Annotated in this window: 20 protein-coding genes and 1 riboswitch; of the genes, 14 read left to right on the top strand and 6 right to left on the bottom strand. The window is 71.4% G+C overall.

Going from position 1 to position 20,946, the window contains the following annotated elements:
* Positions 1 to 2: 2 nt before the first annotated feature.
* Together AB0I79_RS01630 and AB0I79_RS01635 are read left to right on the top strand one after the other, a co-directional pair.
* On the top strand, positions 3 to 1,259 hold the full coding sequence (locus AB0I79_RS01630) for a histidine kinase (protein ID WP_357865787.1): 1,257 nt from the start codon (positions 3 to 5) through the stop codon (positions 1,257 to 1,259).
* Positions 1,256 to 1,921: a response regulator transcription factor gene (locus tag AB0I79_RS01635; RefSeq protein ID WP_357865789.1), complete on the top strand. Its 666-nt coding sequence runs from the start codon at positions 1,256 to 1,258 to the stop codon at positions 1,919 to 1,921. The genes AB0I79_RS01630 and AB0I79_RS01635 overlap by 4 nt, the downstream gene beginning before the upstream one ends.
* Here AB0I79_RS01635 and AB0I79_RS01640 read toward each other — a convergent pair.
* Complete coding sequence (locus AB0I79_RS01640) at positions 1,903 to 2,979, bottom strand: phosphotransferase family protein (protein WP_357865791.1); 1,077 nt, start codon at positions 2,977 to 2,979, stop codon at positions 1,903 to 1,905. The two genes, AB0I79_RS01635 and AB0I79_RS01640, sit on opposite strands and share 19 nt — an antisense overlap.
* A 144-nt stretch (positions 2,980 to 3,123) precedes the next feature.
* Here AB0I79_RS01640 and AB0I79_RS01645 point away from each other — a divergent pair, with 144 nt between their 5' ends.
* The 6 genes from AB0I79_RS01645 to AB0I79_RS01670 all read left to right on the top strand — a co-directional run bounded on the left by AB0I79_RS01645 (position 3,124) and on the right by AB0I79_RS01670 (position 10,458).
* The gene (locus AB0I79_RS01645; protein ID WP_357865793.1) at positions 3,124 to 4,446 is read left to right on the top strand and encodes an NYN domain-containing protein; all 1,323 of its coding nucleotides are present in this window, start codon (positions 3,124 to 3,126) and stop codon (positions 4,444 to 4,446) included.
* A 105-nt stretch (positions 4,447 to 4,551) separates the two neighbouring features.
* Positions 4,552 to 5,505: an NlpC/P60 family protein gene (locus AB0I79_RS01650; protein ID WP_357865795.1), complete on the top strand. Its 954-nt coding sequence runs from the start codon at positions 4,552 to 4,554 to the stop codon at positions 5,503 to 5,505.
* A 605-nt stretch (positions 5,506 to 6,110) separates the two neighbouring features.
* Positions 6,111 to 6,274: riboswitch (cyclic di-AMP (ydaO/yuaA leader) on the top strand.
* A 73-nt stretch (positions 6,275 to 6,347) separates the two neighbouring features.
* On the top strand, positions 6,348 to 6,872 hold the full coding sequence (locus tag AB0I79_RS01655) for a C40 family peptidase (protein ID WP_357865796.1): 525 nt from the start codon (positions 6,348 to 6,350) through the stop codon (positions 6,870 to 6,872).
* Positions 6,873 to 6,971: 99 nt separating this feature from the next.
* Entirely contained in the window at positions 6,972 to 7,793 is an 822-nt protein-coding gene (locus AB0I79_RS01660) for a hypothetical protein (RefSeq protein WP_357865798.1), read from the top strand.
* An 11-nt stretch (positions 7,794 to 7,804) separates the two neighbouring features.
* On the top strand, positions 7,805 to 9,340 hold the full coding sequence (locus AB0I79_RS01665; RefSeq protein ID WP_357865800.1) for a M48 family metallopeptidase: 1,536 nt from the start codon (positions 7,805 to 7,807) through the stop codon (positions 9,338 to 9,340).
* Positions 9,337 to 10,458: a glycosyltransferase family 4 protein gene (locus AB0I79_RS01670; protein ID WP_357865802.1), complete on the top strand. Its 1,122-nt coding sequence runs from the start codon at positions 9,337 to 9,339 to the stop codon at positions 10,456 to 10,458. The genes AB0I79_RS01665 and AB0I79_RS01670 overlap by 4 nt, the downstream gene beginning before the upstream one ends.
* Here AB0I79_RS01670 and AB0I79_RS01675 read toward each other — a convergent pair.
* The 4 genes from AB0I79_RS01675 to AB0I79_RS01690 all read right to left on the bottom strand — a co-directional run bounded on the left by AB0I79_RS01675 (position 10,455) and on the right by AB0I79_RS01690 (position 14,591).
* Entirely contained in the window at positions 10,455 to 11,372 is a 918-nt protein-coding gene (locus AB0I79_RS01675; RefSeq protein WP_357865804.1) for a carbohydrate ABC transporter permease, read from the bottom strand. The genes AB0I79_RS01670 and AB0I79_RS01675 overlap by 4 nt on opposite strands.
* 34 nt (positions 11,373 to 11,406) lie before the next feature.
* Positions 11,407 to 12,279, bottom strand: coding sequence for a sugar ABC transporter permease (locus AB0I79_RS01680; protein ID WP_357865806.1), 873 nt, complete (start codon positions 12,277 to 12,279; stop codon positions 11,407 to 11,409).
* A complete protein-coding gene (locus AB0I79_RS01685; protein WP_357865808.1) occupies positions 12,279 to 13,565 on the bottom strand; it encodes an ABC transporter substrate-binding protein in 1,287 nt (428 codons plus the stop codon). Before AB0I79_RS01685 ends, AB0I79_RS01680 begins: the two co-directional genes overlap by 1 nt.
* A 141-nt stretch (positions 13,566 to 13,706) precedes the next feature.
* Complete coding sequence (locus AB0I79_RS01690; RefSeq protein ID WP_357865810.1) at positions 13,707 to 14,591, bottom strand: aldo/keto reductase; 885 nt, start codon at positions 14,589 to 14,591, stop codon at positions 13,707 to 13,709.
* A 64-nt stretch (positions 14,592 to 14,655) separates the two neighbouring features.
* Here AB0I79_RS01690 and AB0I79_RS01695 point away from each other — a divergent pair, with 64 nt between their 5' ends.
* On the top strand, positions 14,656 to 15,048 hold the full coding sequence (locus AB0I79_RS01695; protein WP_357865812.1) for a MerR family transcriptional regulator: 393 nt from the start codon (positions 14,656 to 14,658) through the stop codon (positions 15,046 to 15,048).
* Positions 15,049 to 15,147: 99 nt separating this feature from the next.
* On the opposite strand, the gene AB0I79_RS01700 is transcribed toward AB0I79_RS01695, so the two are convergent.
* The gene (locus tag AB0I79_RS01700) at positions 15,148 to 16,896 is read right to left on the bottom strand and encodes an AMP-dependent synthetase/ligase (protein WP_357865813.1); all 1,749 of its coding nucleotides are present in this window, start codon (positions 16,894 to 16,896) and stop codon (positions 15,148 to 15,150) included.
* Between the two features lie 163 nt (positions 16,897 to 17,059).
* Between AB0I79_RS01700 and AB0I79_RS01705 the strand changes: the two genes are divergently transcribed.
* The 5 genes from AB0I79_RS01705 to AB0I79_RS01725 are packed head-to-tail and all read left to right on the top strand — an operon-like array spanning position 17,060 to position 20,944.
* The gene (locus tag AB0I79_RS01705; protein ID WP_357865814.1) at positions 17,060 to 17,827 is read left to right on the top strand and encodes a metallophosphoesterase; all 768 of its coding nucleotides are present in this window, start codon (positions 17,060 to 17,062) and stop codon (positions 17,825 to 17,827) included.
* A gap of 60 nt (positions 17,828 to 17,887) precedes the next feature.
* A complete protein-coding gene (locus AB0I79_RS01710) occupies positions 17,888 to 18,322 on the top strand; it encodes an SRPBCC family protein (protein ID WP_357865815.1) in 435 nt (144 codons plus the stop codon).
* Between the two features lies 1 nt (position 18,323).
* The gene (locus tag AB0I79_RS01715) at positions 18,324 to 19,532 is read left to right on the top strand and encodes an ArsA family ATPase (RefSeq protein ID WP_357865817.1); all 1,209 of its coding nucleotides are present in this window, start codon (positions 18,324 to 18,326) and stop codon (positions 19,530 to 19,532) included.
* 46 nt (positions 19,533 to 19,578) lie between these two features.
* A complete protein-coding gene (locus AB0I79_RS01720) occupies positions 19,579 to 19,998 on the top strand; it encodes a DUF5304 family protein (protein WP_357865819.1) in 420 nt (139 codons plus the stop codon).
* Positions 19,999 to 20,011: 13 nt separating this feature from the next.
* Positions 20,012 to 20,944, top strand: coding sequence for an ROK family glucokinase (locus tag AB0I79_RS01725; RefSeq protein WP_357865821.1), 933 nt, complete (start codon positions 20,012 to 20,014; stop codon positions 20,942 to 20,944).
* Positions 20,945 to 20,946: the final 2 nt, after the last annotated feature.

The raw sequence follows: 20,946 nt of genomic DNA on the forward strand, positions 1-20,946 counted from the left end.
ACGTGACGGAACTGCGGGGAGACGGCGCCGCCACCTCCGAATACCGGTGGGCGCTGCCGTCGGTGCTGCTCGGCGACGGCCGCGCGGGCGGGCGCGTGCGGCGCTCGATGCGCGACTGGATCGTCGACATCGTCATGTTCCTGCTCGCCTGCGCTCTGACCTTCCTGTCCCTGGAGGAGCTCCAGCAGCAGAACCCGTCCGAGCCCCTGGTGTTCATCGAGCAGGTCACGGGGGCGCTGTCGTGCGCGGCGGTGTGGCTGCGGCGCAGGTGGCCGGTGGGCCTCGCGGTGGTCACCGGCCTGCTCTCCTCCTACCTGGAGATGCCCGGCGGGGCGTCGGTGGTCGCGCTGTTCACGGTAGCGGTGCATCGCCCGTTTAAGGTCTCGGGGCCGATCACGCTGTTCAACCTCCTCACGCTCATCCCGTACGTCTCGCTGCGGCCCCAGAGCGAGCTCGACCGCACCTGGGCGGCGGCGCTCGGCGTGGCCATCGTCCTGACCGTGTTCGCGTGGGGCATCGTGATCAGGGCCAGGCGGCAGCTCGTCTGGTCGCTCAGGCAGCGCGCCGACGGCGCCGCCGAGGAGGCCAAGCGGCTCGAACGCGAGCGCATCGCGAGGGAGATGCACGACGTGCTGGCCCATCGCATCTCGATGCTGAGCCTGCACGCGGGCGCGCTGGAGTTCCGGCCCGACGCGCCGCCCGCCGAGATCGCCAGGGCGGCCGGGGCGATCAGGACCAACGCCCACCTGGCGCTGCAGGACCTGCGCGAGGTGATCGGCGTGCTGCGCCACTCCACCTCCGAAGGCGAGGACACGGTGCCGGAACGGCCGCAGCCCACGCTCGCCGACCTGCCCGCGCTGGTCGAGGAGTGCCGCCACGCGGGCATGGACGTGCGGCTCGACCTGCGGGCCGACGGCGCGCCCGAGGGGCTGGGCCGCAACCTCTACCGCATCGTCCAGGAGGCGCTCACCAACGCGCGCAAGCACGCGGGCGGCGCGCCGGTGGCCGTCACCGTCGAGGGCGCCCCCGGCAGGGCGCTGTCGGCGGAGGTGCGCAACCCGCTGGGGCCGCGGCACGGCGCGCGCCTTCCCGGGGCGGGCGCGCGCATCCCTGGGGCGGGCGCCGGGCTCATCGGGCTGACCGAGCGGGCGGAGCTCGCCGGCGGCAGGCTGGAGCACGGCGCGACGCCGCAGGGGGAGTTCGTGGTACGCGCCTGGCTGCCGTGGCCGGTGGAGACGACTCGGGAGGACGAGGCATGACCGCTGACGGGCCGATCAAGCTGCTGATCGTGGACGACGACGCGATGGTGCGGGCCGGGCTGTCGATGATCCTCGGCGGCGCGGCCGACATCGAGATCGTCGCGGAGGCCGGCGACGGCTCCGAGGTGCCGCCCCTGGTGGGCGCGCACCGGCCCGACGTGGTGCTGATGGACATCCGGATGCCCGGCATCGACGGGCTGACCGCCACCGAGACGCTGCGCCGCACGCCGGAGCCGCCCGAGGTGGTGGTGCTGACCACCTTCCACGCCGACGCGCAGGTGCTGCGGGCGCTGCGCGCCGGGGCGGCCGGGTTCCTGCTGAAGGACATCGCGCCCGGTGACCTCGTGCAGGCGATCAGGAAGGTGGCCGCGGGCGAGCCGATCCTGTCGCCCGCGGTGACGCGGCAGCTCATCACCCACGTCTCCGACGGCGGCGGGGCGGGGGAGCGCGGCGAGCGCGCCAGGAGGCTGCTCGGCCGGCTCAGCGAGCGCGAGCGCGAGGTGGCCACGGCCGTCGGGCAGGGCAAGTCCAACGCCGACATCGGGCGCGAGCTCTACATGAGCGTGCCCACGGTCAAGGCGCACGTCTCCCGGATCCTCACCAAGCTGGGCCTCAACAACCGGGTCCAGGTGGCGCTGCTGGTCTACGACGCCGGCTCGTAGCCGGCCAGCAGCTCCTCGATGGTGGCCCGGTGCAGCACCAGATCGTCGGGGTCGTCCGGCATGGGCAGCTCGCCGAAGTGGATCCTGCGGTGCCAGATCCTGGCCATGATGACGCCGTGCCGCAGCGCCGCGTACATCTCGTAGAAGTCCAGGTCGCGCGGCTCGTAGCCGGTCAGCTCGCGGTAGGTCGCGCAGACGTCCTCGCGGCGCATGAACCCCGGCATGCCGGGCAGGCCCGCGCTGACCGTGATGTCCTGGAAGAACCGGTGCAAGAAGATCATCCAGGACAGGTCCAGCTCGCGCGGCCCGACGGCGGCCATCTCCCAGTCCAGCACCGCGACCGGGTCGCAGCCCTGGTACATCACGTTGCCGATCCTGGCGTCACCCCAGGTCAGCACGTCGGGGCCGGGGTCGTCCGGCCAGTGCGCCTCCAGCCAGCCGAACGCCCGCTCCAGCAGCGGGATCCGGTGCTCGCCGTGCGCCCACTCGTAGTAGGCGCGCTGCGCCTCGACGTGCGCGCGCAGCCCGGCGGCGCCGAACGGGGCCAGCTCCTCCGGCGTGAACGCGGTCTGGTGCAGCGCCGCCAGGATGCCCACGCTGGCGTCCTGGAGCCGGCGCTGGTCCGTAGGGGAGGCGTCGTGCAGCCAGCCGCCGAACGTGTACGGCATCACGTCGGGCGGTACCTCGCCCTCGGCCCGCTCCATGACGAAGAACGGGGTGCCCAGCGGGCCGGGATCCGGCTCGAACCACAGGGGCCTGGGCGCTGGGATCCCAGCTTTTTCCCTGGCCAGGCGCATCATCTGGAACTGGGCCCGCAGATCGTAGGAAGGAAAAACCGGAACGGCCTCCACCGCAGGTGCGAGCCTGGCTACGCAGCGCGTGCTCCGCCCGTCCCAGGTGGCGGTGAAGAACAGGGTCTCGCTCGACAGGCCGTTCTCCGACGGTCTGGACATCTCGGACACCGTGGCGTCGGCGCCGACCTGGGTGCGGAGCCACGCGGTGGCGCGTTTCCGCAGTTCTTCCAGGTCACGGGTGGAGGTGCGCAGCTGTTCCGTCACAGGGGGCCTCCCGGTTGGACACGTGCCCTTCGACAGTCGTATACCCCCTAGCAAGCGCTTGTCCATATACGGACGGCCGTTACGGTCAGGTACGCAACAGCCGTACCCTTGTCTGAAAGGGCATGTCACGAAGGGACAAGTGGGATGAGTTCAGCGGGTGAAGGCCTGTCTCGCCCGCTTCCCGAGCAGGTGCGGCTCAACGTCGTGGATCTGGCTTCCCAGGTCCTCGGGTCGATGCCCGCTGCCACCATCCCGCCGCCCCTGCGCGGCATCGCCAAGTTCGACCCCCGCAAGCGGGCCAAGCTGGGCGGCGCGCCCATCGCGGCGCAGCTCGAGAACGACAAGAAGTTCCGCGAGCTGGTCGCCGAGTCGGTGGCCGCCGGATGGCCCGAGCTGGTCGCCTCGCTCGCCGAGGGCAACGTGCCGCCGGCCGCCGACCCCGTGCTCGTGGCCGCGGCCGCGTACCTGACCCGGCCGCCGGGCTGGGCGGAGATGATCGAGACCGCCCGCGCCGACCTGGAGCAGTCGGCGGTGGCCGCCGAGGACCTGGAGCGCGAGGAGACGGTCACCCGGCTGCGCGAGCAGCTCGCCGCGCAGAAGAGCGCCGCCAAGGAGGAGGCCGACCGGCTGCGCGAGCAGATCAAGGCGGCCCGCGCGGAGAACTCCGACCTGCGCCGCAAGCTGCACGACGCGCGCGAGCGGGCCAAGGCCGCCGCGCGGCGGGCCGAGGAGATGGAGCGGGCGGCGGAGGAGGCCAGATCGGCCGCCACGGCCGCGGGCAGCGCCGGCGAGTCCGAGCTGCGGCGGCTGCGCGAGCGGGTGGCCGACGTGGAGAAACAGCTCGAGGCCTCGCGCCGGGCCGCCCGCGAGGGCAGGAGCATCGAGGACGCCCGCATCCGGGTGCTGCTCGACGCCCTGCAGGACGCCTCGGCCGGGCTCCGCCGCGAGCTGGCCCTGCCCACCACGATCAGCCGGCCCGCCGACTCCGTCGCGGCCGTCACCGGGGAGCGCCCCGGCGTGCGCGGCGTGCCCGCGCGGGCCCTGGCCGACGACGACCCGCAGCTCCTCGACCAGCTCCTCGCGCTGCCGCAGGTGCATCTGATCATCGACGGCTACAACGTCACCAAGACCGGCTACGGCACCCTCACCCTCGCCGACCAGCGCACCCGGCTGATGACCTCGCTGGGCGGGCTGGTGGCGCAGACCAGGGTCGAGGTGACGGTGGTGTTCGACGGCGCGGAGCTCAACGCGCCCGTGCAGGTGGTGGCGCCCCGCGGGGTGCGGGTGCTGTTCAGCGCGCCGGGGGAGATCGCCGACGACCTCATCAGGCAGCTCGTCCGCGCCGAGCCGTCCGGCAGGGCCATCGCCGTGGTGTCGTCCGACCGGGAGGTGGCCGAGTCCGTCAGGCGGATGGGCGCCAGACCCGTTCCGTCTGGCTTGCTGCTGCGCAGGCTGGGCCGCGCATAAATTACGAATTGGTAGGTTTGGCCATACCTCGTCTGCCACTTCTGTACTATTTCGCCCCAGGTGTAATCCCTGGGAGGCGATACAGTGAGGTTTGGCCGGGTACCGGTGGCCGCGGGTCTCGCGTTCGGACTGGTGCTGACCCCGCTGGGGGCTGCCCTCGCTGATCCTCGCCCCACCTTGGCGCAGGCCAAGGCCAAGCTGGAGAAGCTCAACGACAAGGCCGACAAGGTCGTCGAGCAGTTCAACCAGGCGAACGAGCGCTACAAGACGGCCAAGAGCACCTACACGAAGCTGAACGACAGCTACAAGCGCAAGCTGCAGACGGTCGCGGACCTGCGCGCGCAGGTGATCGGGATGGCCGTCGAGAGCTACAAGCTCGGCGAGGACGTCACCTCCTGGCCCGGCATGTTCGGCTCCAACAACCCTCAGGCCATGCTCTCGGGCTGGGCCGTGGCCGGGCAGCTCTCGCGCGAACGGGCCGAGAAGCTGGCCGCCTTCGACCGCGAGAACAAGGGGCTGAAGGCCGAGCGCGACAAGGCCGAGGTGGCGCTGGACGAGGCCGAGGAGGAGCGCGACGCCGTCGAGAAGGAGCGCGCCGAGATCCGCAAGCTGATCGCCCAGCAGAAGAAGCTGCTGGACAGGCTGGGGGCGTACAACCCCGGCAATCCCAACAGCACGGGCATCAAGTACACGGGTCCGGCTTCGGGCAGCGCGGCGGCGGCGCTGCGGTTCGCGTACGCGCAGGTGGGCAAGCCGTACATCTACGGAGGTACGGGGCCGCGCGGCTACGACTGCTCCGGGCTCACCCAGGCGGCCTGGGCGGCGGCGGGCGTGTCGCTGCCCCGTACGACGTGGCAGCAGTGGTCGTGGGGGGCGAGCCGGAAGGTGTCGCTCGACGCGCTGCAGCCCGGGGACCTGATCTTCAGTGAAGGGCTCGGGCACGTCAGCATCTACGCGGGCAACGGCCAGATCGTCCACGCGCCGCAGACAGGCGATGTCGTCAAGGTCGTCAAGCTCTCGGGCTACGGTCGTTCCCTCGTCGGAGCGGTCCGCCCGTAACCAGTTCTGGTCTCCTGAGGGCCGGGCGTGGCCGCACCCGTTTCGGTCTCCGGTGGCCGTATTCAGGCGTGCCGAAGTGCGCGGGCCTCTGTGGGCGCATCCGGCGCCCTGCCAGGTCAGTAACTACGATCGAGAATAGTAGATCGTCGCCTTCGTGGCGGCCTGAGGTCCACTCTGCTCAGGGGTGACGAATACTGCGGGGTCCGTAGATTTCGGTGCTTGCTCGGGCATGGCGGGGCGTTGCGGGACAGAGCGAGCGGGAGCGCTCCCAGTGGCCTTGCTCACGTTTAAAGGGTGTCAAATGTGGCTTAAGTGACAATTGGGACCTGACAAGCCCGCCGGTTTCCAAGTGTGAGCAGAGTCACATTTCGGTAACAGAACCTGGTGTTCCAGCAGGGGTTTCAAACTTGACACCACCCTCTGCCTGATCTTTACAAGCTGACTCACCCTTTGCCGATTCTTGACCTTTCGACGTAGCTTCTGGCGTCGTCGCGGTGAACAAGCCATGTCGCCGCGAACCCCGCACCGGGTCTGCCCCGATGCGAGACAGACAAAAGAATCCGCCGGTCGCTCCCCGAGCATCCCCACATCGAATCTGGATCGGGGCACGCGGCCTGCCGAATCCGTGCAGCCAGGAGCACGGAGCCGGGGACCCAAGCGATCCCGAGTTCCCAAGGGATCAGGGGTGAGTCGGCGCGCCATCGCGCCGTAGGGCGACTTCCACGCCCGAATCCGTCAGCTAACCCGGTAGGCGTTCGTGGAAGACACAAGGAGAAATCCTGTCTAGTCCCCTGCAGAACCCCCGCCTGTCCTGCCTTGCCCTGAGTGGCGTAGCACTCACGATGACCGTGACGGCCGGAGGTCTCGTCCTCCATGCCCCAACGGCTCAGGCGACGACGACGAGCGATGCGGCCGCTCCGACGACGGTGAAGGCGGAAACCACCGCCAAGTCGTCCAAGAAGGCCACGGTCGCCCAGCGAAGGGCAGCCAAGCTCGCTCGGCAGAAAGTGAAAGCCCGCAAGGCCATCGCCGTGGCCAAGAACCAGATCGGTGACCCGTACCGGTACGGAGGCACAGGGCCTGGTTCGTTTGACTGCTCCGGTCTCGTCCAGTTCGCCTGGAAGAAGGCCGGCGTCAAGCTCCCGCGCGTGGCGAGCAGCCAGTTCGCCCGTACCAAGAAGAAGGTCTCCTGGCGCAATCTCAAGCCTGGCGACCTGATGTTCTTCAGCGGGCTCGGCCATGTGGGCATGTACGTCGGCAAGGGCAAGATGATCCACTCGCCACGGACAGGCGAACGGGTACGCATCGACAAGCTGAGCGGATGGCGCCGATCGTCCTTCGTGGGCGCTGTTCGTCCCGGCATGTGAAGAAGCCCCGTCCGGATTCTTGGAGGATTTCCTGGATCCGGACGGGGCTCTCGCACGTCCGGGGCTCTCAGCAGGCAGGGCGCACTACGATCGGGCATCGTGTTCGAGCAGGTGAGCCGGCGAGCCGTGGTGACGGGCCTGCTGCTCCTCGTCCCCGCCGCGGCCACCCCGCTGCCCGATTCCCCCATCCTTCCCCCCGAGCTGCGCGGCCTGTGGCCGGGGCGGCGTACGGCCGTCAGCCGCGGCGTCCGGTCCACCGTCGCAGGTCCCGGCACGGTCCCGCCCGAGCGGCTCGACGAGCTGGCGCGCAGGGCCGACAGCGCGGGCGCGCGGGTCTCGGCCGTGCTCGGCAGGCCGGTACGCCCCCTGGTCGTGCTGCCGGAGTCCGGCCGCGACGCCGCCCGCCTGGCCGGTGCGGGACGGCTCGACGGGCTGGCCGCCGTGGCCGACGGCCGGCGCGTGATCGTCGTGCCCGAGGCGTTCGCCACCCTCAACCCCACCGGCAGGGACGTGGTCCTCACCCACGAGCTGACCCACGTCGTGGCCGGCACCGACGGCCTGCCCGTCTGGCTGTACGAGGGTTTCGCCGACTACGTCGGCTACCGCGACGCCGGGCTGCCGGTGGCGACCGCCGCCGCCGAGCTGGCGGCGGAGGTGCGGGCCGGGCGGCTGCCGAGCGCTTTGCCCGGGCCTGAGGCTTTCGCGGCCGACGGGCGTGACCCGAACCGGCTCGCCCGGGCGTACCAGGAGGCCTGGCTGGCGTGTCGCTTCCTCGCTGACCGGTTCGGTGAGGGGACCCTGGTGGGGCTCTACCGTGAAGCCCAGGCGGCAGGCGCCGATCGGGCGCTCGCCTCGCTGGGGCTCTCCGTCGCCACGCTGACGGCACGGTGGCGCGCATACGTGCGGGATCAGCTCGTGTGAAGGGGAGGCAGATGGACGATCGAAGAGACACCGACGACGCGGCACGGGAAGACGAGGTGACGGATGGCGCGATGGCCGCCGTCGGCGCCGCCGGCCATCCGGACGAGGACACGGGGCGCAGCGAGCGCGCCGGCCTCGGGGAGGCGGCGGTGCCGCGCGACGCGGAGCGGCTCACGACGGGCGAGACGGTGGCCTCCGCGACAGGCGAGGCGATGCGGGGCGAGGCGATGCGGCACGTGCCGGGCGATGCGGAGAGGGCCGCGCCGGGGCATCGTGAGGAGGTGCCCGTGACAGGAAGAGGCGGCGAGGACGGCGGTGGGAGGCGCCCGGCGGCCATCGCGCTCGTGCTGCTGGGGCTGGTGATCCTGGCCGTGGCCGCCTTCAGCACCCCCTGGCAGGTGCTCACCGGCGGCCCGCCCGACCCGGCCCGCGACTTCGGCGCCGCCCAGATCGCCAGGGCGCGGGCGTTCGACGCGGCCACCACCCTGCCGAGCTACCTCTCGCTGGCCCTCACGATCATCATCGCCGGCATCCTGGTCGCCACCCCGTTCAGCGCCAGGGTGCTGGGCAGGCTGCGGGGCCCGTGGTGGTTGCGGGTCGTCCTCGGCGCCCTGGCGATCACCGCGCTCGTCGAAGTGATCAGGTGGCCGCTCGGCATGTGGGTCGAGACGATCCTGCGCGACTACGGCTTGTCCACCCAGGACTGGGCCGGCTGGGCGGGCGACCGGCTGAAGAACCTGGGCGTGGAGGTGTTCCTGCTCTGCGTCATGCTGCTGGCCCTGGTCGCGCTGGCGCGCAAGGTCAGGCGCTGGTGGATCCCCGCGGCGGTGGGCGCGTTCGCGCTGACGGTGGTGACGTCGTTCGTGTACCCGGTGGTGTTCGAGCCGCTGTTCAACGACTTCAGCTCCATGCGTCAGGGCCCCCTGCGCACGAACCTGCTCGACATGGCCGCGCGCGACGGCGTGCCGGTCGAGGACGTGCTGGTCGCCGACGCCTCGCGCCGCACGACGGCGCTCAACGCGTACGTGTCCGGCTTCGGCGCCACGCGCCGCATCGTCGTCTACGACACGCTGCTGCAGGCCCCGCAGCGGGAGGTCGAGCTGGTCGCGGCGCACGAACTGGGGCACGCCAAGTACGACGACGTGCTGTACGGCACGATCATCGGCGCCCTGGGAGCCGGCTTCGGCGCGATCGCGCTGTTCCTGGTCCTCAAGCCGGTACGGCGGCGCACCGGCGTCACCTCGATCACCGATCCCCGGGCGGTCGGCGTGGTCATGGGCCTCATGACGCTCGGCTCGCTGATCATGGGCCCCGCGCAGAACGTGATCAGCCGGCACATCGAGGCCAGGGCCGACGTGCACGCGCTGGACCTGACCAGGGATCCGGCCATGTTCATCGCCATGCAAAAACGGCTCGCCATAACCAATATTTCCGACTTGTCGCCGGATGCGGTGGAATATGTGCTCTATGCCTCCCATCCCTCCGGCCCCGAGCGCATCGCGATGGCCCGCGCATGGGCCAAGCTGAACGGCGTCCCCGAGCCGTGACCCACCCCGGCCGCCCAGCCGACGACACCGGCGGCGGCGTGCTCATCGTGACGAACGACTTCCCGCCCAGGCCGGGCGGCATCCAGTCATTCGTGCACGGGCTCGCGCTGCGCACGCCGGGCGTCGTGGTCTACGCCCCCGCCTGGCCGGGCGCCGCCGAGTTCGACCGGCGCCAGCCGTACCGGATCGTGCGGCACCCGACGCGGCTCATGCTGCCCACCCCGGCCGTCGCGCGCACGGCGGCCGGGCTGGTGGCCGAGCACGGCGCGCGGACCGTGGTGTTCGGCGCGGCGGCGCCGCTGGGCCTGCTCGCCCCGCGCCTGCGGCGGGCGGGCGCGCGGCGGGTGGTGATGCTCACCCACGGCCACGAGGCGTCGTGGGCGAGCGCGCCGGGCTTCCGCTCGGTGCTGCGCAGGATCGGCGGGTACGCCGACGTGGTGACCTACCTGGGCGAGTACACGCGCCAGCGGCTGGCCGCGGTCATCCCGGCGGGCAAGCTCGTCCGGCTCGCGCCCGGCGTGGACGTCGGGCAGTTCCACCCCGGCACCGCCAGGGCGGAGCTGGGCCTGCCGCCGGGGCGGCCCGTCGTGGTGTGCGTCTCGCGGCTGGTGCCGCGCAAGGGCCAGGACCAGCTCATCAGGGCCTGGCCCCAGGTGCTGCGCTCCGTGCCGGAGGCGGTGCTGCTGCTGGTGGGCGGCGGGCCGTACCGCAGGAGGCTGGAGCGGCTGGCGGCGGGGCAGGAGTCGATCAGGTTCACCGGCACGGTGCCGGCGGCCGCGCTGCCGGGGTACTACGCGGCGGCCGACGTGTTCGCGATGCCGTGCCGTACCAGGTTCAAGGGGGTGGACGTGGAGGGGCTCGGGATCGTGTTCCTGGAGGCGTCCGCGACCGGACTGCCGGTGGTGGCGGGCGCGTCCGGCGGCGCGCCCGACGCGGTCAGGCCCGGCGAGACCGGGCTGGTCGTGAACGGGGAGGACGCGGGCGAGGTGGCGCGGGCCGTCGTCGAGCTGCTGGCCGACCCCGACAAGGCCCGCAAGATGGGCGCGGGCGGCCGCGACTGGGTCGCCCGCGAGTGGGCGTGGGACCAGGTGGCCGCCCGCTTCCGCCAGCTGCTCTAGCCCTTCGTGGAGCCGAGCGTGAGCCCGGCCACGAACTGCTTGTGCAGGAGCTGGAAGACGATCAGCGTCGGCAGCGCCACCAGCATCGAGCCGGCGGCCAGCAGGTTGTAGTCGGTGAAGAACTGGCCGCGCAGGTTGTTCAGCGCCGAGGTGACGGGCAGCTTGTCGCCCGACGACATCAGCACCAGCGCCCACAGGAAGTCGTTGTACATCCAGGTGAACTGCAGCGTGGACAGCGCCGCCAGCACCGGCCGGCACAGCGGCAGCGTCAGCCGCCAGTACCGCTTCCACACCCCCGCCCCGTCCACCAGCGCCGCCTCGGTGATCTCCTCCGGGATCGTGCGCATGAAGTTCGCCATCACGAAGACGCAGAAGCCGAACTGGAACGCCACGTGGATGAGGATCAGGCCCAGGTAGGAGTCGTAGAGCGACTGCGAGTCCGACAGCCACGCCGGCAGCGGGACGAGCGTGTAGAGCGTGTAGAGCGGGGTGATGAGGACCTGCGGCGGCAGCAGGTTGCCCGCGGTGAACACGATCAGCAGCGTCCTGCGCCCGGGGATGCGCAGCCGCGCGATCGCGAACGCCGTGAACGAGGCCAGCAGCAGCGTCACCACCACCGCGGGCACCACGATGATCAACGTGTTGAGGTAGTAGCGGGGCAGCTCGGCCTGCGTCCACGCCTGCGTGTAGTAGCCGAGCGTGAGCTGCTCGGGCCGCGAGACGTACCCCAGGCGGGCCGTCTCCTCGTACGGCCGCAGCGAGGCGTACACGGCCAGCACCAGCGGCAGCAGCCACCCCAGCGCCACCAGCACGAGGAAGGCGTGCAGCAGGACCCGCAGCGGCCTGACCGGACGCCGGTAGGGCGCGCGCCGCGCCCGGGCCGGGGGAGCGGAGGCGGGCGCGGTGAGGGTCATCGCTCCTCCCCGGGCGTCCGTGACAGGCTGAGAGTCATCGCTCCTCCCTGAACATCTGCGACAGGTACACGACGATGAACCCCATCGAGATCACCAGCAGGATCACCGCGATCGCCGAGCCGAACCCGATCCTGCTGGCCTCGCCCACGATGTTCTCCGTGACCAGCACCGACAGCAGCTCCAGCCCGTTCCTGCCCTTGTTGATGGCGTAGACGATGTCGAACGCCCGCAGCGCCTCGATCACCGTGATGACCAGCACGATCACGTTGACGGGCCGCAGCGTCGGGAACACCACCCGGAAGAACGCCTGCCGCTCGTTCGCCCCGTCGATGGCCGCGGCCTCCTTCAGCGCCGGATCAACCGCCTTGAGCCCCGCCAGATAGATGATCATGACGTAGCCGACGTGCCGCCAGCCGGCCGCGACCATGACGACCCAGATGTTGACGGAGCTGTCGCCCAGCCAGTCCACGCCCAGCCCGGTCACCGCGTTCAGCACGCCGTAGTCGGAGGAGTAGACGAGCTGCGCGATGAAGCCCACGACGGCCAGCGACAGCACGACCGGCATGTAGAGGGCGCTCTGGTAGAAGCGCGACAGCCGCAGCCGCCGGTCCAGCAGCACCGCGCAGAACAGCCCGAACGGCGTCGCGACCAGCCCGAGGAAGCCCAGCCACAGCACGTTGTTGCGGACCGCCGACCAGAACGGCGGGTACTCGGCCGACAGGTCGTGGTAGTTCCGCCCGCCCACCCACTCGACGGGCCCGATCCCGTCCCAGTCGGTGCCGGACAGCCCGATGGAGGCCAGCGTGGGCCCCCAGATGACGCTCACGTTGACGGCGACGGCCACCCCCAGCCCGATGACCAGGACGGTCACGTCGCGGGCGGAGTAGCGACGGGTCTTGGCGGCCATCAGCGGAAGATGTTCGCCTTCTGCTTCTCGATGCTCGCCAGCAGGGAGTCGATCTCGTCCGGCTTGCTCACGAACGACTGCAGCGACGGGATCATCACGGTGGAGGCGAAGTCGGGCCGCGTGTCACGGTCGAGGAACTGGGCGATGTGCGTGGCCTTCGACACCAGCTCCGCGCCGCGCTTCTGCAGCGCGCTGTAGCCGGAGGTGTCGGCCTTCGAGCTCGCGGCCAGCGTGCCGGGGTCCAGCTCCGTGGCGACGTCCTGCGAGGACGGCTGGGCGAAGTGCTTGAGCAGGGCCTTGGCGCCCTCGACGTTCCTGGCCTTGGCGGAGATCATGTAGCCGTCGATGGGGGCGTCGATCGAGTCCGTCCCGTGCGCCGGGTTGATCTCCGGGAAGGTGAAGAAGTCGAGGTCGTCGCGGTCGGCCTCGGGGAACTGCTGGGCGACGAACATGCCGAGCAGGTACATCCCGGTCTTCTTCTGCGCCAGCGACTGCCCGGCCTCCTGCCAGGTACGGCCCAGCGCCGCGGGCTGGTGGTACTCCATCAGCCCCCGCCAGGTCTCGAACACCTGCTTGACCCGCGGGTCCGTCCACGACTCCTTGCCGGCCATGAGGGAGATGTGGAAGTCGTAGCCGTTCGTCCGCAGGTTGAGGATGTCGAACGTGCCCATCGCCGGCCAGCCGTCCTTGTCGGCGAACGCGATCGGGATCACCCCGTCGGCCTTCATCTTCCTGGCCAGCGCGGTGAGCTCGTCCAGCGTGGCCGGCGGCTCGTACCCCTTCTCCTGCCACAGGCTCTTGCGGTAGAAGACCGCCCACGGATAGTAGGTGAACGGGATGAAGTACTGCTTGCCGTCCACGCCGGTCGACTGGTCCTTGAACGCCTGCGTGTAGTTGCCGCCGATCTCCTGCCACACGTCCGAGATGTCCACGGCCAGGCCCTGCTCGGCGAAGAACTGCATGCGGTAGCCCGCGAACCAGGTGAACACGTCGTCGGGCGTGCCCCTGAGGTAGCGGTTGATGTTCTCCTGGAAGGTGTTGTGATCGACCGTGTTGATCCTCGTCGTGGCCTGGGTGAAGCCCTTGACCACGGTCTCGAGGGACTTCTTCGGGATCTCGTCGGAGGCGTTCGAGCCGATCGTGACCGTGCCGAGGTTGCCGCCCGTCCCGCCGGGCGCGGGGGACGGGCTGCCCGAGCCGCATCCGGTCAGGGCCGCGGGGACGCCGAACGCGGCGGCGGTGCCCAGCAGGAGATTGCGGCGTGAGATCGGCGGCCGTTGGTTCATGGGGGTGCCTCCTTGCCGGACCCGTCAGAATCCCCCGAGTTCGCTCACCTTCCCTCATCGAAAAGCCAACATTTCAAACTGTCAACGGACGGATCGGGCCGCCGTGCTGTGGCGTCCATCCCGAGGCTGTCGCGTGACCGGCTAGATCGCGCGGGAGAGGCGGTCGTACTGGTCGTCCGTCAGCTTGACGGACAGCGCGGCCACGTTCTCCTCCAGATGCGCGATCGAGGAGGTCCCGGGGATCGGGATCACCGTGGGGGAGCGGCGCAGCAGCCAGGCCAGCGACGCCTGCGCCGCCGTGACCCCGATCTCGGCCGCCACCTCCGCCAGCGGGCTGCCCGGCCCGGCGTGCGAGCCGGCCGCGAACGGGAACCACGGCAGGAACGCGATCCCGTGCCCGGCCGCGTAGTCCACCACGGGGTCGTGCTCGCGGGTGCTCAGGTTGTACAGGTTCTGGACGCTCGCGATGGGCGTGATCTCCGAGGCGCGGCGCAGCTCGTCCACGCCCACCTCCGAGAGGCCGATGTGGCGCACCTTGCCCTCGTCCCTGAGCTGCTTGAGCGCGCCGATCTGGTCCGCCAGCGGGTACTCGGGGTCGATGCGGTGCAGCTGGAGGAGGTCGATGCGCTCCACGCGCAGCCGGCGCAGCGCCAGCTCCGCCTGCTGGCGCAGGTAGGCCGGGTGGCCGTGGGTGACCCACTCGGTGGGCGAGGGGCGTACCACGCCGACCTTGGTGGCGATCGTCACGCTTCCCGCGTACGGGTGCAGCGCCTCGGCGATCAGCTCCTCGTTGGCGCCCAGGGCGTAGGCGTCGGCCGTGTCGAACAGGTCGACCCCCAGCTCGGCGGCCCTGCGCAGGAGCGCGATCGCGCCCGCCCGGCCGGCCGGGGGACGCCAGATGTGCGCCTCGGTGGCGGACGGCGCGGGCTCGGGGCCGTCGGCCAGCCGCATCGCGCCGTAGCCGATCCGGTTCACCGGAAGGTCGCCGCCGAGGGAAAAGGTCTCACGTGCAGGAATTTCGCTCATGGCCGTCACGCTAGGACTTCACATGGATGTGAGATTCAAGCGGGAAGGCTGTGAGGAGCGTCACATGAGGATCGGGGCGTTGTCGCGCGAGACGGGGGTCAGCGCGAGGCTGCTGCGCTACTACGAGGAGCAGGGGCTGCTGACCTCCCACCGCGGGGAGGGCGGCCATCGGCGCTACGACGCGGACGCCCCCGTCGTCGTCCGCCGGATCCGCACGCTGCTCGCCGCCGGGCTGCCGACCAAGGTCATCAGGGACGTGCTGCCGTGCGCGTCCGGCTCGGGCGAGGTGCTCGACGCCTGCACGCTGGGGCACCTGCGCGATCGCCTCGCGGGCCTGGAGGAGCAGCTCGCCGAGATCCAGGCGACCCGTGACAGCCTGGCGGCGCTGGTGGCGGAGACGGAGCGGACGACCGGCCAGGCCGCACCCCTGGCGGGCACTCTGGCGGGCGCCGCCTGACCGTGAGTGGCGTCACGGGCCCGGCGCGCGCCCGCCCAGCCGCACGGGCCGGCGCTCGCCCGGTTTCACGGGCCCCGGCGCCCGCCGGGCCTCGCCGGCTCAGTGACCGCTGTAGAGCTCGTCGATGTCCTTGGCGAAGTCGCGCATCACCAGGCTGCGCTTGACCTTGAGCGTGGGCGTGAGGTGCCCGCTCTCCTCCGTGATGTCCACGTCGAGGATCGTGAACTTCTTGATCTGCTCGGCCTTGGACACCGACAGGTTCGCCCGGTCCACCGCGCCCTGGATCTCCGCCTGCACCTTCGGGTCGGCCCGCAGCTCCGCCACCTTGGCGCCGGCGGGGACGGCCTCGGGGTCGAGCGTGATCAGGGCCGCGACGAACGGCCGGCCGTCGCCCACGATCATGGCCTGGGAGATCAGCGGGTGCGCCCGCAGCGCGTCCTCCAGCGGCCCCGGCGCGACGTTCTTGCCCGCCGCCGTGACCAGGATCTCCTTCTTGCGCCCGGTGATCCGCAGGTAGCCGTCGGCGTCCAGCTCGCCGATGTCGCCGGTGTGGAACCAGCCGTCCGCGTCGATCACGTCGCCGGTCGCCGAGTCGTTCTTCCAGTAGCCGGGGAAGACGTTGCGGCCCTTGGCCAGGATCTCGCCGTCGCCGTCGATGCGCAGCGTGACGCCGGGCAGCGGCTTGCCGACGGTGCCGATCTTGTTGGCGCCGGGCATGTTGACCGAGACCGGGGCCGAGGTCTCGGTCAGGCCGTAGCCCTCGAAGACCTCGATGCCGACGCCCCGGAAGAAGTGGCCGAGCCGGTCGCCCAGGGCGGAGCCGCCGCACACCGCGGCCGACAGGCGGCCGCCGGTGGCCGCGCGCAGCTTGGAGTACACCAGCTTGTCGAACACGGCCCGCTGCAGCCGCAGGCCGAGCGGCGCGCCGCCGGAGCTCTCGGCCTTGCTCCAGGCCACCGCCACGTCCACCGCGCGGGCGAAGATCTTGCCCTTGCCGCCCGAGATGGCCTTCTGCTCGGCGCCGTTGTAGACCTTCTCGAACACCCGCGGCACGCCCAGCAGGAACGTCGGCTGGAAGTCCTGGAGGTCGGGCGCCACGTTCTTCATGTTGGGGGTGTGCGCCATGACGGCGCCCGCCTCGATCAGCACGACCTGGATCATCCGCGCGAAGATGTGCGCCAGCGGCAGGAACAGCAGCGCGGCCGGGTCCTTGCGGGCGAACAGCGGCTCCAGCGGCCCGCGCAGCACGTTGAGCGCGGTGAACAGCAGGTTGTCGTGGGTGATCCGGCAGCCCTTGGGCCGGCCCGTGGTGCCCGAGGTGTAGACGACCGTGGCCAGGTCGGCGGAGGTGACGCGCTTCCTGCGCTCGTCCACGTCCGCGGCGGTGACCTCGCCCGTCTCCAGCGTGCCGTCGACCCGCCAGAGCGACTTCAGCTCGGGCGCCGCCTCCCTGACGGCCTCCTCGTGCCCGTCGAGCTCGACGAACGCCGCCTTGACCTCGCTGTCGTGCAGGATCCACCTGACCTGCTCGACGGAGGACGTCTCGTAGATCGGCACGGTCACCCCGCCGACGGCCCAGATGGCGTAGTCGACCAGCGTCCACTCGTAGCGGGTGCGCGACATGAGCGCGACCCGGTCGCCGTGCTCGACGCCCGCCGCGATCAGCCCCTTGGCCACCTCGACCACCTGGTCGCGGAACTCGGCCGCGGTGACGACGGGCCAGCCCGCGCCGACCTTGCGGCGCATCACCACCGCGCCGGGCTCCTGCTCGGCGCGCCGGAAGACGGTGTCGGCCAGGCCCGCCGAAGCAGGCACGTCGACCAGGACGGGGACGCTGTACTCGCGCACGAACTCAACTCCTCTTCGGGGACCGCCTGGACGTTACCGCCTTAAGTTACGCGCCGGTAGCTCCGTCATTGAGGCGTTATGAAGGGCGTTTCTCACGCTAGCAGCCACCGCCCGCCCGTACGCGCACCGGAAACGCCGATCCGGGCGGGCTTAGGATCTCCCCATGAGGGTGCATGTCGTCAGTGACGTCCACGGCAGGGCCGACGCCCTGGCCGGCGCGGCCGACGGCGCGGACGCGCTGATCTGCCTGGGCGATCTGATCCTGTTCGTCGACTACGACGACCACGCCCAGGGCATCTTCGCCGACCTGTTCGGCGCGGAGAACGCCAGGCGGTTCATCGAGCTGCGCACGGCCAAGCGGTTCGACGAGGCCAGGGCCATGTCGGCGCGGCTGTGGGCCTCGCTCGACGGCGATCCTCGCGAGCACATCGAGCGCAACGTACGCGCCCAGTACGACGCCCTCTTCGCCGCCATGCCCACCCCCGCCTTCCTCACCTACGGCAACGTCGACCTGCCCCGCCTGTGGGGCGACTACCTCAGGCCGGGCCACCAGGTGCTCGACGGGCAGGTCGCGGAGATCGGCGGGCTGCGGTTCGGCTTCGTGGGCGGCGGGCTCAGGACCCCCTACCGCACCCCGCACGAGATCCCCGACGAGGAGTACGCAGCCAAGGTCGAGGCCGTCGGCGAGGTGGACGTGCTGTGCTGCCACATCCCGCCCGCGCTGCCCGAGCTGCTGTACGACGTGGTGGCCCGGCGGTTCGAGCGCGGCAGCGAGGCGACGCTGGAGGCGATCAGGCGCACCCAGCCGCGCTACGCCCTGTTCGGCCACGTGCACAACCCCCTGCGCGCGCGTGCCCGCGTGGGGCGCACCGAATGCGTGAACGTGGGCCATTTCCGGGGGAAGGGCGTGCCGTACGTTCTCGAATGGTGATCTGACCGGCACCGTGCAGCGGTCCGCCGCGGTCGGTGGTTTGTGCATTACGGTGGTCGCATGTCTGATCGCACCACTTCGAGCATCACCATCGGCGCCCCGCAGGCCGACGTGATGGCGGTCATCGCGGACTTCCCCTCGTACCCGGAATGGGCCGGGCAGGTCAAGAGCGCCGAGGTCCTCAGCACCGACACCGACGGCAGGCCGCGGACGGTGCGGTTCGCCCTGGACGCGGGCCCGATCAGCGACACCTACACCCTCGCCTACACCTGGGAGGGCGACGGCGTACGCTGGCAGGTGGCCGAGCCGGGGAAGATGGTCTCCGACCTCCGGGGGAGTTACCGGCTCGCCGGCGCGGGCAGTGGCACCGAGGTGACGTACGAGCTGACGGTCGATCTCAGCGTGCCCATGATCGGCCTGATCAAGCGCAAGGCGGAAAAGGTGATCGTGGACACCGCGCTGAAGGGCCTCAAGAAGCGCGTCGAAGGCCGCTGAGTTGAGCCCGCGGGTCCTGCTCTTCACCGGCAAGGGAGGCGTCGGCAAGACGACGGCCGCCGCGGCCACCGCCACGCTCGCCGCCGGCCGCGGTCTCAAGACGCTCATCATCTCCACCGACACGGCGCACTCGCTGTCCGACGCGCTGGCGACCGGGCCCGGGGAGATCGCGCCGGGCCTGCACCTGCACCAGGTCGACACGCAGAAGACGCTGGAGCGCCACTGGGGCGAGCTGCAGGACTACGCCAGGGGAGTGCTGGCCGAGCTGGGCCTCGACCAGATCACCTCCGAGGAGATCACCGTCCTGCCGGGCGCGGAAGAGGTCATCGCCCTGCTGGAGCTGCGCGAGCACGCCCGCGAGGGCCGCTGGGACGTGATCGTGGTCGACTGCGCGCCCACCGCCGAGACGCTGCGCCTGCTGGCCCTGCCCGAGGCGCTCGACTGGCACGTCAACCGGCTCATGCCGGTCGGGCGCAAGCTGGTGCGGCTCGTCGCGCCGTTCGTGCGCGGCGTGGCCCGCGTGAGCGCTCCCGGCGAGGACGTGATGAGCGCGGGCGAGCGCTTCCACCGCGGCCTCATGGAGGTGCGCGAGCTGCTCACCGGCGACCACGCCTCCGTGCGGCTCGTGCTCACCCCCGAGTCCGTGGTGCTCGCCGAGGCCAGGCGCACCCTGACCTCGCTCAACCTGTACGGCTACCGCGTCGACGCCGTCATCGCCAACCGGGTCTTCCCCGGCGAGGGCGCCGACGAGTGGCGTGCCCGGTGGGTGGCGGCGCAGTCCCGGCTGCTGGCCGAGGCGGAGCAGTCGTTCGCGCCGCTGCCCATCCACGTCGTGCCGTACCTGCCCGCCGAGCCCGTCGGCAAGGAGGCCCTGGCCGGCGTGGGCGCCGCCATGTACGGCGAGTCCGACCCGTTCGCCCCCCATGCCGTCGAGCCGCCGCTGCGGATGAGCGCCGACGAGCTGACGCTGGCCCTGCCCGGCGCCGATTGCGACGACGTCGACCTGGCCCGCAAGGGCGACGAGCTGATCGTCACCGCCGGTCCGTACCGCAGGATCCTGGCGCTGCCGGCGGCGCTGGCCCGCAGGAGGATCAGCGGGGCGGAGCTGCGCGACGGCGTGCTGCGCGTGCGCTGGGCCGCCGACGAGGGCCCGCCCGGGAGCGCGGGGTCCGCACTACGGTCCGGCTCGGGGAGCGAATCCGCCACCTGAAGAGTTGAACATGGAGGAGCGACCCCAAACGCCAGGAAGGGCCAAGATGAGCGAGAGCCAGGACAGAGACCCCATCGGGACCGTAGCCGACGAGGCGCGCAAGCTGTTCGATTCGATCCAGGGGCGGGCCACCCGCCAGGTGGGCAGGAGCGTGTTCAACTCCTTCACCGGCGGTGGCCGCAGGGAGCGGGACGTGTGGGAGGAGGCCGTCTCCGAGCCCCACGACGAGTACATCTGCCGCGCCTGCCCCGTCTGCCGGGCGATCGCGGCGCAGCGCGAGTCGGGCGGCGGCGACGTGACCGGGCACCTGATGGCCGCGGGCGGCGAGCTGTTCGCCGCCTTCAAGGGCGCGCTCGACGCACTGGGCAAGCCCGCGCCGCGCACCAGCGGGCCGCGTGACGACCGGCCCGACGACCGGCCCGACGACGACCCGCGCGACGACGTGGAACGCATAGATCTGAACTAGGGAGACACGGGGCATGCTCACGATCGGTGTCGACATCGGCGGGACCAAGGTGGCCGCCGGTGTGGTCGACGACAGTGGCGAGATCGTCGAACACACGCTCAGGCCCACCGCCGCCGACCGCCCCGACGTGGTCGCCGAGACGGTGGCCGACGTCGTACGCGAGCTGTCCAGGGACAGGACGATCGAGGCCGTCGGCGTCGGCGCGGCGGGCTTCGTGGACGAGACCAGGTCCGTCGTGCGCTTCGCCCCCAACCTCGCCTGGCGCGAGGAGCCGCTGCAGAAGAAGATCAGCGGCCTGGTCGGCCTGCCGGTCGTCGTGGAGAACGACGCCAACGCCATGGCCTGGGGCGAGACCCGGTTCGGCGCGGGCAGGGGCCAGTCGCACGTGGTCTGCCTGACGCTCGGCACCGGCATCGGGGGCGGCATCGTCATCGACGGCGCGCTCTACCGGGGCCGCTGGGGCATGGGCGCAGAGCTGGGCCACATGCAGGTCCTGCCCGGCGGGCGGCCGTGCGGGTGCGGCAACATCGGCTGCTGGGAGCAGTACGCCAGCGGCCAGGCCCTGGTCAAGGAGGCCAGGGAGATCGCCACGGCGCACCCTGAGCAGGCCGCCACGCTGCTGGGGCTGGCCGGCGGCAAGATCGAGGGCGAGGAGGTGACCGAGGCCGCGCGGCAGGGCGACGAGGCCTCGCTGGCCGCCTTCCGCAACCTGGCCGACTGGCTCGGGCAGGGCATGGCCGACCTGGCCGCCGTGCTCGACCCCGGCTGCTTCATCGTCGGCGGCGGCGTCTCCCGCGCGGCCGACCTGTTCATCGACCGGGCCAGGCAGTCCTTCGCCGAGCGGCTCACCGGCCGCGGGCACCGGCCGCTCGCCGAGATCAGGCTGGCCGAGCTGGGCGCCTCAGCCGGGGTGGTGGGGGCCGCCGACCTGGCCAGGCAGCGCTGAGC

It is taken from the genome of Nonomuraea sp. NPDC050202 (assembly GCF_040656115.1).
Lineage (GTDB): Bacteria > Actinomycetota > Actinomycetes > Streptosporangiales > Streptosporangiaceae > Nonomuraea.

Excerpts from the sequence above, each read along its gene's own strand:
- AB0I79_RS01635 (WP_357865789.1), top strand. The coding sequence starts at position 1,256 with ATGACCGCTGACGGGCCGATCAAGCTGCTGATCGTGGACGACGACGCG.
- AB0I79_RS01645 (WP_357865793.1), top strand. The coding sequence starts at position 3,124 with ATGAGTTCAGCGGGTGAAGGCCTGTCTCGCCCGCTTCCCGAGCAGGTG.
- AB0I79_RS01655 (WP_357865796.1), top strand. The coding sequence starts at position 6,348 with ATGACCGTGACGGCCGGAGGTCTCGTCCTCCATGCCCCAACGGCTCAG.
- AB0I79_RS01665 (WP_357865800.1), top strand. The coding sequence starts at position 7,805 with ATGGACGATCGAAGAGACACCGACGACGCGGCACGGGAAGACGAGGTG.
- AB0I79_RS01675 (WP_357865804.1), bottom strand. The coding sequence starts at position 11,372 with ATGACCCTCACCGCGCCCGCCTCCGCTCCCCCGGCCCGGGCGCGGCGC.
- AB0I79_RS01680 (WP_357865806.1), bottom strand. The coding sequence starts at position 12,279 with ATGGCCGCCAAGACCCGTCGCTACTCCGCCCGCGACGTGACCGTCCTG.
- AB0I79_RS01685 (WP_357865808.1), bottom strand. The coding sequence starts at position 13,565 with ATGAACCAACGGCCGCCGATCTCACGCCGCAATCTCCTGCTGGGCACC.
- AB0I79_RS01690 (WP_357865810.1), bottom strand. The coding sequence starts at position 14,591 with ATGAGCGAAATTCCTGCACGTGAGACCTTTTCCCTCGGCGGCGACCTT.
- AB0I79_RS01695 (WP_357865812.1), top strand. The coding sequence starts at position 14,656 with ATGAGGATCGGGGCGTTGTCGCGCGAGACGGGGGTCAGCGCGAGGCTG.
- AB0I79_RS01705 (WP_357865814.1), top strand. The coding sequence starts at position 17,060 with ATGAGGGTGCATGTCGTCAGTGACGTCCACGGCAGGGCCGACGCCCTG.
- AB0I79_RS01710 (WP_357865815.1), top strand. The coding sequence starts at position 17,888 with ATGTCTGATCGCACCACTTCGAGCATCACCATCGGCGCCCCGCAGGCC.
- AB0I79_RS01720 (WP_357865819.1), top strand. The coding sequence starts at position 19,579 with ATGAGCGAGAGCCAGGACAGAGACCCCATCGGGACCGTAGCCGACGAG.
- AB0I79_RS01725 (WP_357865821.1), top strand. The coding sequence starts at position 20,012 with ATGCTCACGATCGGTGTCGACATCGGCGGGACCAAGGTGGCCGCCGGT.